The 13726-nt window shown below is 76.7% G+C and carries 10 protein-coding genes; 3 read left to right on the top strand and 7 right to left on the bottom strand.

The genetic code is table 11. The annotated features are described in order from the left end of the window. Nucleotides 1–43 precede the first annotated feature (43 nt). Nucleotides 44–811 (bottom strand): nuclease-related domain-containing protein, encoded by a 768-nt coding sequence (locus CAE01nite_RS10140; RefSeq protein ID WP_246131129.1) that lies wholly within the window; start codon nt 809–811, stop codon nt 44–46. 346 nt (nt 812–1157) lie between these two features. Beyond that, complete coding sequence (locus CAE01nite_RS10135; protein ID WP_146903571.1) at nt 1158–2237, bottom strand: Gfo/Idh/MocA family protein; 1080 nt, start codon at nt 2235–2237, stop codon at nt 1158–1160. A gap of 368 nt (nt 2238–2605) precedes the next feature. On the opposite strand from CAE01nite_RS10135, the gene ggt reads away from it, so the two are divergent. Then, nucleotides 2606–4387 (top strand): gamma-glutamyltransferase, encoded by a 1782-nt coding sequence (ggt, locus tag CAE01nite_RS10130; protein ID WP_146903568.1) that lies wholly within the window; start codon nt 2606–2608, stop codon nt 4385–4387. Nucleotides 4388–4398: 11 nt separating this feature from the next. On the opposite strand, the gene CAE01nite_RS10125 is transcribed toward ggt, so the two are convergent. The 4 genes from CAE01nite_RS10125 to CAE01nite_RS10115 all read right to left on the bottom strand — a co-directional run bounded on the left by CAE01nite_RS10125 (nt 4399) and on the right by CAE01nite_RS10115 (nt 9038). After that, nucleotides 4399–5400: a DMT family transporter gene (locus CAE01nite_RS10125; RefSeq protein WP_146903565.1), complete on the bottom strand. Its 1002-nt coding sequence runs from the start codon at nt 5398–5400 to the stop codon at nt 4399–4401. A gap of 236 nt (nt 5401–5636) precedes the next feature. Next, nucleotides 5637–5774, bottom strand: a complete 138-nt coding sequence (locus CAE01nite_RS18120; RefSeq protein WP_186816511.1) for a hypothetical protein — start codon at nt 5772–5774, stop codon at nt 5637–5639. 144 nt (nt 5775–5918) lie between these two features. Beyond that, complete coding sequence (locus CAE01nite_RS10120) at nt 5919–7313, bottom strand: FAD-binding oxidoreductase (protein ID WP_222595874.1); 1395 nt, start codon at nt 7311–7313, stop codon at nt 5919–5921. Between the two features lie 132 nt (nt 7314–7445). Continuing rightward, nucleotides 7446–9038: a trypsin-like peptidase domain-containing protein gene (locus tag CAE01nite_RS10115; RefSeq protein ID WP_186816510.1), complete on the bottom strand. Its 1593-nt coding sequence runs from the start codon at nt 9036–9038 to the stop codon at nt 7446–7448. 228 nt (nt 9039–9266) lie between these two features. Here CAE01nite_RS10115 and CAE01nite_RS10110 point away from each other — a divergent pair, with 228 nt between their 5' ends. Next, nucleotides 9267–9740, top strand: coding sequence for a hypothetical protein (locus CAE01nite_RS10110; RefSeq protein ID WP_146903559.1), 474 nt, complete (start codon nt 9267–9269; stop codon nt 9738–9740). Nucleotides 9741–9806: 66 nt separating this feature from the next. On the opposite strand, the gene CAE01nite_RS10105 is transcribed toward CAE01nite_RS10110, so the two are convergent. Then, nucleotides 9807–12839 (bottom strand): helix-turn-helix transcriptional regulator, encoded by a 3033-nt coding sequence (locus CAE01nite_RS10105; RefSeq protein WP_186816509.1) that lies wholly within the window; start codon nt 12837–12839, stop codon nt 9807–9809. 291 nt (nt 12840–13130) lie between these two features. On the opposite strand from CAE01nite_RS10105, the gene CAE01nite_RS10100 reads away from it, so the two are divergent. After that, on the top strand, nt 13131–13634 hold the full coding sequence (locus CAE01nite_RS10100; RefSeq protein WP_146903555.1) for an NADPH-dependent FMN reductase: 504 nt from the start codon (nt 13131–13133) through the stop codon (nt 13632–13634). Nucleotides 13635–13726: the final 92 nt, after the last annotated feature.

Below are 13726 nucleotides of genomic sequence, written 5' to 3'. Positions count from 1 at the left end.
GACCGCGGAGGGCGGACCCGTCGGTCGTCACACCCCGTCCCCGTCAGGCGACCGGGAACGCCTTTGCGAGGGTGCGGTGCACCGCGTGGGTCGCGGCCTCGTCCAGACCGCCGGGCCCCACGAGCTGCTGCGCGAGCTTCCGGGGAGACAGGACGTGCACGCCCGAGGTCGTGAAGGAACCGCCGAGCAGGGGCCAGTCGGCGTCGACGAAGCACAGCACCCCGCGGAGCGGCACGTCGGCGTGCCCGGCCCCGTCGAGGACGTCGCGCACGAGCCCGACCTGGCTGAGCACCGAGGACACGAGAGAGGTCCGGTCGCGTGTCCCCACCAGCAGCCGCTCGACCCGCGGCCGGAGCAGGCCACCCTCGACCTGCAGGTGCGGCCGCCCGCGGTAGCGCTTGGCGTCGATGACGACGACGCCGCGGGGCGAGACCGCGAGCTGGTCGATGTTGGCCCTCGTCCGGGGGATGCGGCGGTCGTGCAGGACGCGGACGCCCTTCTCGGTCAGCGTGTCCAGGCGCCGGCCGAGCTGCTGCTCACCCTGTGCCCCCGTCGCCCACGCCGTCGTGCTCCGCGGCTCGTCCGACACGGCCAGGATCAGCCCGCCCAGCCGGGGGTGCGCCGTGCGGACGCGCTCCTCGCGACGGGTCCTGCGGCGCTCGTACTCGCGCTGCGCCGAGGCGCCCGCCGAGCCGGTGGCCACCGCCTCGGGGTGGGTGGCGTCCGGTACGTCGCGGGGCGGGGTCCCGGGATCGCGCCGGACGGCATCGCCCCGGGAGACATCGCTCCGGACGGCGTCGCTCGCAGGCATGACGGACGCCGCCGCCGGCGTCCCCCCGCCCGACGACCCTGGGCCCGAGGAGCACGCCAGGCACGTCACGGACCTGGCAGCCCGGTCGTAGAGCGCCGTGGTGCCCGCGGGCACCGGTTCGCCGCAGGACCGGCAGGTCCCGGCGTACCCCAGGCGCATGGGGGTCGGGGTCGATCCCGGCTCGGTCGTCACGGTCCACATCGTGCGCCCGGTCGGCGCGTCGTGGGGTGCGACCGCGCATCCGGTGGACTACCCGGGTGGCTTCGCGACCCGGCACGCGGCACGCCGGTCCACCGCAGCCGGGCGAGCGGGGCGTGGTGGTCGTCGCCCGGGCGCCGGGCACGTCTCAGAGCGTGACGCGGTCGCCCGTGCGTGCGGACTCGTACACGGCCCGGACCACCTCGACGGCGTGCCGTCCCTCGGCGCCGTCGACCAGTGGCCGGCGCCCCTGCTCGGCGGCCTCGATGAAGTCGGCGAGCTGGGCGCTGTGCGCCTGGCCCCAGCCGTCGGGTCCCGGCTCCTCGGCGGCCGTGCGGGTCGCCTCGTCGACGGCGGCGGTCGCCGCGCGGGTCCCGCCGGTCGCCACCTGGACGGCGTGCGCGTTCGCGGCCTCGCCACCGCGCCTGTCACCCCCGACCGTGGCCAGCGTCGCGAGGCGGTCGCCCTCGATGACGGCGCCGCCCGAGGTGCCGTGCACGGACAGGCTCGCCGGGAACCCGGGGTACGCGCTGGTCGTGGCCATCAGGGTGCCGACGGCGCCGTCGGCGAACTCCAGGGTGGCGCAGACGACGTCCTCCACCTCGATGCGCTCGTGGGCCGCGGTGCGGGCCACGGCGTAGACCGTCCGGACCGGACCGCAGATCCAGCGCAGCAGGTCCAGGGTGTGCACGCCCTGGTTCATCAGGGCCCCGCCGCCGTCCAGCGCCCACGTCCCCCGCCACTGGCCCGAGTCGTAGTACTCCTGCGTGCGGTACCAGGGCACCCGCGCCTCGGCGAGGACGAGCCGGCCCAGCTCGCCGTCGTCCACGGCGGCCTTGACCACCTGCGACGCGGAGTCGAAGCGGTGCTGGGAGACGACGGCGAGCGTCGCCCCGGACGTGGCCTGCGCCTCCAGCAGCCGGTCGCATGCCTCGAGCGTGACCTCCATGGGCTTCTCGACGATGACGTGCTTGCCGGCGAGCAGCGCCGGGACGCCGACCTCGGCGTGCAGGCCGCTGGGCGTGCAGACCGTGACGGCGTCGATCGTCGGGTCCGCCAGGACGTCGGCGTACGGCGCCGCGTCGATCCCGAACTCGGCGGCCATCGCCTCGGCGCGCTCCGGGACGACGTCCGAGCACACGACGAGCTCCGCGCGGCCTCCCAGCTCGCGCAGCGCGCGGATGTGGGTCGGCGCGATGACGCCGCACCCGACCAGGGCGAACCTCACCGCGGCACCACCGCGTCCGGACCCGGGACGGCGGGCGCGTCCGGGACGGCAGGCGCAGGCGCGCGGTCGCCGGCGTCGACGGCGGACGGGCGGGACGGCACACTCACGCGCACGGGCCTCCTCAGGTCGCGGACGACGGCGATCGTCACCCGGCGGGTGCAGAACGGTCCGGGCCTCGACCGTAGGAGCCCGCGCCGCGGTGCGCGAACCGGCCGGCCGGCCGGGCGAGTGCCGAACGACGGCGTGCGGGCGGAGCGGCCGCAGCCGCGGGACGGCCGCGCGGGGACCCGGGGACCCCGGGGGCTGGGCGAGCGCCGCGGACGGTGGTAGGACGGGAGCCCGCGCCACCTCGCTACCAGGAGCCCCCCATGCGCTCGTCCCGGCACCCCGCAGCGGTCGGCGCGCTCGCCGCCGTCGTCCTCGTCCTCGCCACCGGCACGGCGCCGGCGTCCGCCGTCCGGACGGTCGACAAGGTGCCGGTCGCCGTGGGCACAGGCGGGGCGGTCGCCACCGTCGACCCCGAGGCGACCGCCGCCGGTCTGGAGGTGCTGCGCCGCGGTGGCAACGCCGTCGACGCCGCCGTCGCGGCCGCCGCGACGCTCGGCGTCACCGAGCCGTTCTCGGCCGGCATCGGCGGCGGCGGGTTCTTCGTCTACCACGACGGGGCGTCCGGGACGGTGCACACCATCGACGGACGGGAGACCGCGCCCCAGCGGATGACGAGCGAGTCCTTCACCGAGGGCGGCAAGGCCATCCCCACCACCGAGGCAATCACCTCGGGCCTGTCCGCCGGGGTCCCCGGCACCCCGGCGACGTGGGCGACGGCGCTCGACCGGTGGGGCACCCTCGACCTTCGCCAGGCGCTGCACCCGGCGATCGCGGTGGCGCGGCGCGGGTTCGTCGTCGACCAGACGTTCGTCAGCCAGACGCAGGACAACGCCGCACGCTTCGGCCTGTTCACGTCCACGGCCGACCTGTTCCTGCCCGACGGCGCCCCGCCGGAGGTCGGGTCGGTCTTCCGCAACCGGGACCTCGCCGACACGTACCGGCTCCTGGCGAAGGAGGGCGTCGACGCCCTCTACACCGGCCCCCTGGCGCAGGAGATCGTGGACACGGTCCAGCGGCCGCCGGTCGTGCCGGGCAGCACGGCGAACGTCCGGGCGGGGCTGATGGAGCTCGGCGACCTCGCCTCGTACACCGCCCCGCTGCGCGAGCCCACCCACGTGAGCTACCGGGGGCTGGACGTGTACGGGATGGCCCCGCCGTCGTCCGGTGGCTCCACGGTGGGGGAGGCGCTCAACATCCTGGAGACCGTCGACCTCTCGGTGCTCGACGACACCCAGGCGACGCACCGGTACCTCGAGTCGAGCGCCCTCGCCTTCGCCGACCGGAACCGGTACGTCGGTGACCCGGACGCCGTCGAGGTGCCGCTCGAGGAGCTCCTCTCCGACGGCTTCGCCGCCGAGCGGGCCTGCCTCGTCGACCCGGACGCCGCACTCACGAAGCCGGTCGCACCCGGCGCACCGGACGGCTCCTACGGGGGCTGCGGGGCGTCGGCGACCGGCGGCGCCGAGGGCACGGAGGGGACGTCCACGACGCACCTGACCACCGCGGACCAGTGGGGCAACGTGGTCGCCTACACGCTGACCATCGAGTCGACCGGCGGCAACGGCATCGTCGTGCCGGGCCGGGGCTTCCTGCTCAACAACGAGTTGACCGACTTCACCTTCGTCCCCAGCCAGGGCGACGCCCCGGACCCGAACCTGCCCGGGCCCGGGAAGCGCCCGCGCAGCTCCATGTCCCCCACGATCGTCCTGCAGGACGGTGAGCCGCTGCTCGCGCTCGGGTCACCCGGCGGGTCGACGATCATCACCACGGTCCTGCAGGTCCTGGTCGGCCGCCTGGACCGGGGGATGACGCTGCTCGAGGCCGTCGCCGCCCCCCGGGCCACCCAGCGCAACACCGCCGCGGTGCAGGCGGAGCCGGGCTTCCCGCGCCCCGCGCTCGAGGCGCTGGGTCACACCTTCACGACCACCGCGGAGATCGGCGCGGTCGCCGGGATCGAGCTCCTGGACGACGGCACCTTCATGGCGGTCGCGGAGCCCGCGCGGCGCGGCGGCGGCAGCGCGGGAGTCGTGGACGAGGGCTGAGCGGCGACCGCTCAGGCGGCGACCTGGTCGGGACGATCGCGCTCGCGGCGGGCGGTGGACCGCGAGGCGGCGCGCAGCCGCCGTCCGCCCCGGGAGGACATCGCGCCCACCACACCGGCGATGGACAGGGCCCCGCCGAGGACGTGCAGGCCGGTGATGCGCTCGTCGAGCAGCAGCCAGGCCAGGGCGCCGGAGATGAACGGCATGGCCAGCTGGACGACCGGCGGGATGTTGGCCGGGATGCGGCTGAGCGGGTACGTGGACAGGAAGTGCCCGAGCACCCCCGGCACCAGCGCGATCGACGCGGCGATGGTCAGGTTGCGGCCGCTGATGCTCCCCACCGGCTCGCCGGCGACCAGCACGTAGCCGGACACGGTCACAGCCGCGGCCACGCCGACGCCGAACAGGAAGGGCAGCGCACCGATGTGCGCCATCGCCCGCTTGGACCAGACGACGTAGAACGCCGCGAGCACGACGTTGGCGAACGCCAGGGCCATCCCGGCCGGGCGGCCCTCCGGTCCGGCGGTGCCGGCGACGACCACGACGCCGGCGCCGATGATCGCCAGGCCCGACCACGCCCGGAACGCCGCGCCGGGCCGCTCGCCGAACAGCACCCGCGCGAGCACCCCGACCAGCACGGGCGCGACCACCTGCATGAGGGTCACGTCCACCACCGACGTCGCCTTGATGGCGAGCATGAACAGCAGCTGGTGGGTGCCGAAGACGACGCCGGTCACCGCGGCCCAGCGCCAGCCGAGCCGGCTGGTGAGGACCGGGTGCGAGCGGCGCCGCCACAGCAGGGCGATCCCCAGGGCCGCCGCGCCGATCCACAGCCGGTAGAACGAGAGCACCCCGCCGGACGTGGTCGACACCCCGACCAGGACGGGTCCGATGCTGAAGAGGAGCATCCCCAGGACCACGAGGAGCACCGGTCGGTCGTCGACCGCGGTGATCCATCGCGGGCGGCCCCGGCGCGTGGCGACGGCGGAGGCGTCGGGACCGGTCTGCGTCATGTCCAGCCACCATCTCGGGCGTCGTCGGTCGAGGGTCGCCCGGGCGGTGCCAGCCGCGACGGAGCCTGGCGACCGTACGTCGCGCTCCACCGGCCCGCCCGGCGAGCCCGGTCGCGGTCCGATCCCGTGCGGAGCAGCCGCACCCCGCCCCGAGCCCCCGGACGCGCAGAGGGACGGGGTGCTCGCGCACCCCGTCCCTGTGGTCGGCGCCTCGGCCGGGCGCCGGGCACGTCGTGCTACCGCTTGCGGTTCTTGGCCTTGGCGAGGAGCTCGCGGGCCTTGCGCTGGTTCTCCGGCTTCTGCGCCTGGCGCAGGAGCATGGTGCCCACCTTCAGGGCGACCCCGCTGCGGATCGCCTTCCCGAGGAATGCCATGGTCGTTCCCTTCGTCGTCGCGGTCCGTTCCCTGTCACGGTATTCGCGGACGGCGCCGCCCGCAGGCCGGGAGCGGTGTGACGCACCCGTGCCGGGCCCACCGCGTCGGCGGTGCCCGGCACGTCGCGTGGCGGCGCGAGCGGGTCACACGTCCAGCGCGTGCCCGATCGCCATGACGCCGTCGGGGTCGTACGTCCCGATGGCCGCCCGGAGCCGGGTGAGCGTGGGCGCGTCGTACGCCTCCACGAGGCGGCCGGGGTCGAACGTGAAGTTGGGCATCCGGTGCCCGCCGACCCACGGCCCCATCGTCCGGATCACCTGCTCGGCGTGCTCCGCCACCCCGGGGACGCCCGGGATGCCGACGAGCAGCACGGCGTACGCGGCGCCGCGGGAGCAGAAGGCACTGGGGTGCTCGCCGCCGCGCGCGACCGCCCCGCCCATCTGCCGGACCTCCACGAGCACCTGCGGGGACGTCGACGCCGGACCTGCGACGGCGAGCAGCGCCGCGGCGGCCTCGGCCGGGAAGCCCGTGAGCACGGCCGCGGCCTCGGTGGCGGGCATCGGGTCCAGCGGGTCGGTGTGCACGGAGTCGATGGCGGCGTACGGCTTCACGGCGACGTCGTCGAGCAGCACGGGCGCCGCGGCGCGCATCGGGGCGAACCGGCGCTCGCCCTCGGCGGCGTCGCCGGTCCACACGTACCGGACCGACAGCGTCAGGCGCTCGGCGAGCTGCGGCGGCACGCCCGGCATGGCCGGCAGCCGGAACAGCGCGAACGACGTCGTGCCCAGCTCGGGGAGGTCCGTGCACCAGTCCCGCCAACGCTCGACCACCGCGGCGGCGTCCGCGCCGTCGAACCACAGGGACCCGCCGAGGAACGTCGGCTGGTGCACGAGGTCGAACTCGACCGCCGTGACGATGCCCAGCGTCCCCTTGCCGCCGCGGAGCCCGAAGAACAGGTCGGGGTGCTCGGTCGGGGTGGCGCGTCGCAGGACGCCGTCGCCGGTGACGACCTCGAACGCACGAACCCGGTCGGCAGCGAGGCCGTACGTGCGGGCCATCGGCCCCAGGCCGCCGCCGGTGGTGTAGCCCACCACACCGACGTCGGTCGTCGACCCCGACAGCGGGGCGAGCCCGTACGGGGCGGCGGCCTCGACGACCCGGGCCCACTTCACGCCGGCGCCGACGCGGGCCCAGCCCTCCGGGTGCACGACGCACTCGTCCAGGCCCGAGGTGGCCACCAGCAGCTCACCGACCAGCTCGGCCATGGCTCCGTGACCGGTCGCCTGCGGGGTGACGAGCAGGTCGTGGCGGGCGGCGAACCGGACCGCCTCGACGACGTCGTGCGCGGTGGCCGCGGCCAGCACGGCGGCGGGGCGGACCGCGACGGCGAGGTTCCACGGCGAGACGAGCGCCTCGTAGTCGGCGTCGCCCGGGACGGCGACGAGGCCGACCGTGAGGTGCTGCAGCTCGGCGAAGGGGACGTGGGTGGACAGGTGGTCGAGGACGGTGTCGGTGAGGGTCATGTCGGTGAGGGTCATCAGGGGCTCCAGGTGTCTGCGGTGATGAGGAAGGTGGTGAGGGAGAAGGGGAGGGCCCGCGGGTGGCCCCGCCCGGCTCGGAGGAGCGGGGCGGGGCCGCCGGCGCAGGCGTCGGACGGACGGGGCCGCCGGCTACAGCTGCCCGCCGCACGAGCCGCAGAACCGCTGGCCGTCGACCGCGGGGGCCCCGCAGGAGCGGCAGGTGGCGGCGGCCTGCGCGACGGCGGTCGGCGCGGGCGGCGTCGCCGTCAGGACCGAGGTCGTGCCGGTGGACGCCGGCGCGGGAGCCGTGCCGGTGGCGAAGCCCGTCGTGGCGCGGGCGGCCGGTGCGGCCGTCCCGAACCCGACCGGGGCCAGCGGCTGCGTCTGCGGCGCGAACGGCGCCGGGCTCCCGGCCGGGGCAGCCGGGGCGAAGGTCACCGAGCCGACGCTGTCCACCACGGACACCGGCCGACCCTCGGCCGGGGCCGACGTCACCACCGCGGCGTCCAGCAGAGGTGCCGGCGGGACGACGGCGGCGCGGCGGGCGGCGTTCCGCCTGCGGCGCACGACCAGGACGACGACCAGCACGACCATCACGGTGCCGCCGAGGATCGCGGCGCCGGCGGCCACCAGCACGCCGATGCCGAGGGCGAGCGCCTCCTCGTCGTCCACCGTGGTGGTCACCTCGGCCGCGAGAGGCTCCGCAGTGGGCTCGGGCGTCGGGACGTTCGCCGCCGTGAGTGTGACGCCCTTGGCGGTCAGCCAGGCGTGCAGGTCCGAGGCGTCGGTGATGAAGTTGAACGCCTGGTCGCCGACGATCTTGGAGGAGTTGACGCCGACCACGTTGCCCAGCGAGTCGACCGTCGGGCCGCCCGACATGCCGCCGGACAGGTCCGCGTTGATCTCGGTGCGCGGCACGCCCAGCTCGCTGATCTGCTGGCTGCTCACCGAGCCGGTCTTGAAGCTGGCGCGCACCCGGCTCGCGTCCACGACGCTCTGCACGGAGGCGGGGAAGCCGACCGAGGTGACGGCCATGCCGTTGGTCGGGTCCGCCGCGGACACCGGCAGCGGGATGCTGCCCGTGACGTCGGCCTTGAGCAGTGCGGTGTCGCCCTGGTCGAACGAGCGGTAGTCGACCAGCTGCACGGCGAGCGGGTCCTCGATGACGATCCCGTCCACGGCCTTGGGCTGCACCGCGTAGACGATCCGCTGGGGCTCCGAGCCGGCGTCGAGCCCCTCGACCGGCCAGGTGGCGTACGCCGTCCCGACCGTGGCCGCGGCCTCGTCCGGGGTCAGCACGCCCTCGTCGACCAGGCTGCCCAGGAACGTGTCGACCAGCGAGTGGCGTCCCTCGACGGGGTCGACGCAGTGCCCGGCGGTGGCGATCTGGCCGGTGTCGGAGACGAAGAAGCCGGTGCAGATCGAGGCGACGTAGACCTCGTCGCTCCAGATCGTGCCGGCCTCGTCCGGGATGCCCACGAAGCCGCTCCACTCGATGTAGAGCTGCACGACGCTCGGCTCGATGTCCGTGCCCAGGGCGGCGTCGGCGCCCGGCGTCGTCCCGGTCGTGCCGGCCGGCGGCGCGGTCTCGGTCGTGCCGGCGGGCGGCGCGGCGGGCGCGGCCGACGCGGAGGGCGCGACCAGGAGCGAGCCCGCGGTGAGGGCGGCGGCGCCGACGGCGGCGAGGGACAGCGCGGAGCGGTGGAGCACGGGCCGGCGACGCGTGGCGGTCGTCGTGGACATGGTGGTGCCTTTCGGTGCGGGTGGTCCGGCGAGGACCTGGGTGTCCGGGACGGGATCTCGCCCCACCACGAGGTTGCTCGCACGCCGCGCCACGGACATCGGCGGAACTACGTATCCGGTACCGCGGGAACTACGTACCTACCCGGCCGCGGGCCTCAGGGCCGGGTGGCGGGTACGCACGCCGAAAGGTCCTTGTGACGGCCGGTGCGGGGCTGCCACCATGCCCGCATGTCGACAGCGGATGTGGTCGTGCTGCGCTCCACCGGGACCGACGCCGCGGCGTCGTCGGACGGCGTCGCGGCGGGTGTCCTGCCTGCGCTGCTCGCGGGGGAGCCCGAGGAGGCGACGCAGGACGACGTCGTGCACCGGTACCGGGGTGCGCGGCTGCTGTACGCGGCGGGCGCGCGCCACATCGACGTGACGGCGTCGCCGGCCGACCCGACGACGGTCCGGCTGACGGTCGTCTGGCCGCAGGACGCGCCGTCCGAGCGCAAGCGCGCCGCCTTCACCGGCTGGTGGGTCGACCGGGCCGCGACCCTGGGGTGGGAGCCGGTCGAGACGGACGAGCTGGTCGGCGCGGTCGAGGTCGCCCGGTACGTCGCGACCGACGCGCCCCAGGACGACGGCGGCGTGCCGGTCGTCGTCCACGACTGGGCGCCCCCGCGGCGGGACACGTCGCGCACGTCCGGCCGGCGTACCTGAGCCGTCCCGCCCGCACCGCCCGCGACCGCCGGTCGGGGGGATCGTCGGTGCCCGGGGACCGTGCGTCTAGCGCGTCACCAGCAGCCCGGCCCGGTGCGCGGCCGCGGCCGCCTGCTGCCGGCTGCTCGCCCCGAGCTTGGCCAGGATGTGCGAGACGTGGACGGCCGCGGTGCGCTCGCTGATGAACAGCCCCCGGGCGATCTGGCGGTTGCTGGCGCCGTCGGCCAGCAGGTGCAGCACCTCCAGCTCGCGCGTGGTCAGCCCGAACGGTGCCGCGGCGCGCGCCGGCGCCTCCGCAGGCTCCGGCGTGGTCAGCGCGACCCGGGCCCGGCGCGCGACCGCCTCCACCGCGGCCACCACGGGCGCGGCGGCGAGGCGCTCGGCGACGGCGTGGGCCTCGGCCAGGTGCTCCGCCGCCGGACGGCGCGCACCCGTCACCAGCTCGTGCTCCGCGAGCCGCAGCAGCGCGTAGGCCAGGCGCAGGGGTCGCCCGACCTGCCGGGCGAGCTCCACGACGGCGGCCCACGGCGGCGCGCCGTCGCTGCGCGCGCGGGCGGTCTCCGCGGCGCACAGCGCCGAACCGAGCCGGACGTCCGGCAGGTCGTCGGGGGACGTCGCCGCCACCGAGGCAGCCAGCGCGGCCAGGCGCTCGACCCGTGCAGGGTCCGCCGCGCCGGGCAGCAGCACCGCGTCCGCCTCGATCCGCAGCGCGACGGTCAGGGCGCCCAGCAGCGACTCGGGGTCGTCGGAGCGGGCGAGCGCCTCGACGGACCGGTCCACCGCGTCCCGCGCCGCCGCGGTGTCACCCCGCCACGCGAGGTGCTCGGCGTGCACGCGCCACAGCGCCGCGGTGAGCTCGGGCTCCGCGGACCGGTCGACCAGGTCGTGCGCCACGGCCAGCGCCTGCGTCGCGCCGTCGCCGCGGTGGACGCGGACCTCCGCCTCGGTGAGGGCGATGTGCGCGGCGAGCCCCGCGGCCGGGCGGCGCGCGGAGCACCAGGCGACCCAGTCCATCGCCTCGTCCCACCGGCCGAGCAGGATGAGCGCGCTGACCGCGTTGCCGACGGCGGTGACCGCCGCGGGCGGGTGGTGCGCCCCGTCGCCGAGGTCCCGGACCGCCGCCACCACAACGTCGACGGACTCCTCCTCGCGCCCGACGTTCTGCAGCACGTACGCGGTGTTGGACACCGCCCGCCACAGCTCGTCGTCGCTGCCGCACGCCACCGCCACCTCGCGGGCCTCGCGCAGGGCGCGCAGACCCTCGTCGGCGTCACCGCGCAGCGCCGCGACGACGCCCCAGGTGTCGAGGGCGCTCGCGCGGGCGGCGTCCGACCCGCTCGCGGCCGCCACCGCCAGCGCCTCCTGCGCGCGTGCTCCGGCCTCGTCGAGGCTGCCGAAGATCATCGACGACGCGGCGTGGCTGGCCATCACCCGCGCGCGGGTAGGGGTCGGGTCCGGGGTCGGGAGGGTCTCCAGGGCACGCAGGTACGCCGCGTTGGCGCCCTCGCCGTCGCCGGTCTCGCGGCGGAACCAGGCCAGCCGCTCCCAGCAGCGCGCCTGCAGCTCCGGGGGCGTCGGGCCGCTCAGGGGGTCCTCGTCCGGGGCGCCCGCGCCCGGCGTGCCCGCGCGCAGGGTGCCCGTGGACATGCCGGCGTCCAGGGTGTCCTCGAGGAGCGCGATGCCGCCGTCCACGTCACCGCTCAGCCGCAGCGCCTCGGCCAGCTCGAGGCGGACCTCGGCCGCCGGCAGCACCGAGGGCGCCGTCCCCGGGAGCGGCGGCTCCAGCCGGTCGCGGTGGCCCAGCGCCCGCCGCAGCAGCGCGACCGCCTCGGGGAACGCGCGCACCCGCACCGCGGCGCGCCCCGCGGCGACGCAGGCCTCGAACGCGGCCGCCTCGTCGCCGGACCGGCTCCAGTGGTCGGCGAGCTCCGCCAGCCGCTCCGGTCCGCCGCCGGCCGGCGAGCGCCCCAGCTCCCGGGCGACGTGGCCGTGCAGCCGTCGACCCAGCCACGGCGGGATCGCGCGGTACACCACCTCCCGGTCGAGCCCGTGGCGCAGCGCGTAGCCGGAGCCGGCGCGCACCAGCAGCCCGGAGCGCACCGCCTCCTCCAGGCTCCGGTCGTCACCGACGGGCAGGGTGTGCGCGGGGGGCCCCTGCGACCGCAGGGCCGCGACGAGCCGGCCTATCGCGTCGGGCTCCACCGCCCGGCCCACCGTGGCCACCACCCGCAGCACGTCCAGCGCGTCCGGGGACAGGCCGGTGAGCCTCGCCGCGACCGCGCTGGCGTAGGTGCGGGGCAGGTGGTCGTCGCCGCCGTGGTGCTGCGCGAGCTCGGCCGCTGCCAGCGCGTTGCCCTCGGCCCGTCGCACGACGGCGCCCACCTCGTGCTCGGCGGTCTGCGGCCCACGGATCTGGTGCACGAGCGCCGCCACGTCGTCGTCCGGCAGGGGGTCCAGGGCGAGCCAGCGCACCGCGGGAGCGCGGTGCAGCTCCGCGACGGCGCGGTCCAGGTGCTCGTGCGGCGTCGTGCCGGTGTCGCGCAGCGTGGCGGCGAGCAGGATCGCCTCGGTGGTCACGCTGCGGGCCAGGAACACCAGCAGCGCCAGGCTCGACGGGTCGGCCCACTGCAGGTCGTCGACCAGGACGACCACCGGTCGCCACGCGGCGGCGGCCTCGAGCACGTCGAGCAGCTCGGTGAACCGGCGGTACACCTGGTCCTCGCCCGCGGTGGCGTCGGTGGCGTCGGGGCTGTGGGGAGCCGGGGAGGCGGCCGGGCGCGCCCACTCCCGGGCGGCCGCCAGCACCGCCGGCGGAGCGTCCGTGCCGCGCAGCCGCCGCAGCGCCTCGACGAACGGCGCGAACGGGACGCTCGGGTAGTGCGGGCCGGGCCGCTCGACGCAGCCGCCCTGCAGCACCACGTGGTCCGCACCGGCCTCGCGGGCGACGTCGAGCGCGCGCAGGACGAGACGGGTCTTGCCGACGCCGGGCGCCCCCACGACGACGACGGCACGTCCCCGGCCGGACGCCGCCGCCGCCAGCTCCGCCGTCAGGGTCGCCAGCTCGGCGGCGCGCCCCACGAAGACGTCGGTCGGGTCCATGGCACCTCGTCCCGGGTCGGTCCGGTGGCGGCGTTCGGCGTTCGGCGTGGCGGCGTCGTCCGGCGGATACGGCCGGGCCGGCAGGTCCTCGCAGGACCCGGGCAGGTCCGGAGGGTCCGGAGGGTCCGGCAGGTCCGGCACTGGGGAGTGTCCCGGACCGTGGTGCCCCAGCGGAAGGGCGTCGTCCGCGGACAGGGCGGACGGCGGCCGCCGGGCGCGCGTCATGATGGCCACGACATCCGGCTGCGACGGGGCGGTCGCGGGCGCACGGGACGCAGCGCGGGAGGCTCCATGAGGACGGCAGTGGTCGTGGGGAACCCCCGGGCGGGCTCGCGGACGCTCGAGGCGGCGCTGCGGGTGGCGCGCGGGCTGTCCGGTGGCGACCCGGACCTCGTCCTGGACTTGGCCGAGATCGACGCCGAGCTGCTCGGCTGGGGGACGCCGCGCGTCAAGGAGCTCGTCGCCGGCCTGCCGTCCTTCGACCTGGTGGTGGTGGCGAGCCCGACCTACAAGGCGACGTACACCGGCCTGCTCAAGCTGTTCCTCGACAAGGTGCCGGGCGGGACCGGCCTGCAGGACGTCGTCGTCGTCCCGCTCATGCTCGGTGGTGCACCGGTGCACGCGCTCGCGCCCGAGCTGACGCTGCGCCCCGTGCTGAGCGAGCTGGGCGCCACCACGCTCGCGGGGCTCTTCCTGCTGGAGCAGACCTACGCCGACGGCGAGGACGTCGACCGGTACGTCGCCCGGTGGGCGGCGACGGTCCGCGCGCTGGCGTCGGCCCGCCCACCGCGGTAGCTCGACGGGCTGGCCGGCGTCGGCGTCGTCGGCGGGTGGGTCGGACGGCGGGTCGGGACGGCGGGTCGGGCCCGCGGGTCGGTCGGACGGCA

This window comes from Cellulomonas aerilata (assembly GCF_007991755.1).
Classification (GTDB): domain Bacteria; phylum Actinomycetota; class Actinomycetes; order Actinomycetales; family Cellulomonadaceae; genus Pengzhenrongella; species Pengzhenrongella aerilata.
This window is presented reverse-complemented; position numbering and strand designations above follow the sequence as displayed.